The sequence below is a fragment of the Methylobacterium sp. WL18 genome (assembly GCF_008040015.1).
GTDB classification, from domain to species: domain Bacteria; phylum Pseudomonadota; class Alphaproteobacteria; order Rhizobiales; family Beijerinckiaceae; genus Methylobacterium; species Methylobacterium mesophilicum.
On the sequence record NZ_VRVD01001182.1, the window covers coordinates 1 to 691 of the forward strand.

Consider the following 691-nt stretch of genomic DNA (forward strand, 5'->3'; position numbering starts at 1 on the left):
CCGCCCACACCGCCGCCGCCCACGCTGAGGGCGAGCAGGCCGATGGCGGAATCGCCGTAGGTGGTGACCCGCCCGGAATTGATCATGCCTGTAGGGCCGCCGTTGCCGCCGTCGCCGCCCGATCCGCCGATCGCGGTGGAGAAGGCGAAGCTCGGCAGCGCCTTGCCGCTCGGCGTGACCAGGGGCGCCGTGATGGCCGTCGCTCTGGCGAGGCCGCCGATTCCACCGCCGCCGCCGATGCTGAGGACGGACAGGCCGTTCGCCCCGAAACCCGCGGTCGTCACCGTCGTACTGCTGTCGATCCGGGCCTCGCCGCCGTTGCCGCCCTTGCCGCCGGACCCGCCGATCGCCCAGGAGGCCGAGAGCACGACCCCGACCGCGGTGCTTCTGACGTCGCCGCCCACACCGCCGCCGCCGCCGACGCTCTGCACCAGCACGGCCGTCGATCCCGCTCCGCTCGTCTCGATCGCGCCGGCCCGGCCGGTGAAGCGGGCCAGACCGCCATCGCCGCCACCACCGCCGCCGCCACCCAGGCCGACGGAGAAGAAAGCGCCCGCGGTGACCGCACGCCCTCCGGTGCCGCCGCTGCCGCCGATGCTCTGCGCGAGCGCCCCGAAGGCGGATTCGCCCTCGGTCGTGATCCGGCCGCCCGCGTTGACGATCTCGGCGGTGCCGCCGGCGCCGCCCGTAC

General features: G+C 75.5%; 1 pseudogene. It reads right to left on the reverse strand.

The annotated features are described in order from the left end of the window. Positions 1-691: pseudogene (locus FV228_RS31680) on the reverse strand (autotransporter outer membrane beta-barrel domain-containing protein); the annotation flags it as partial.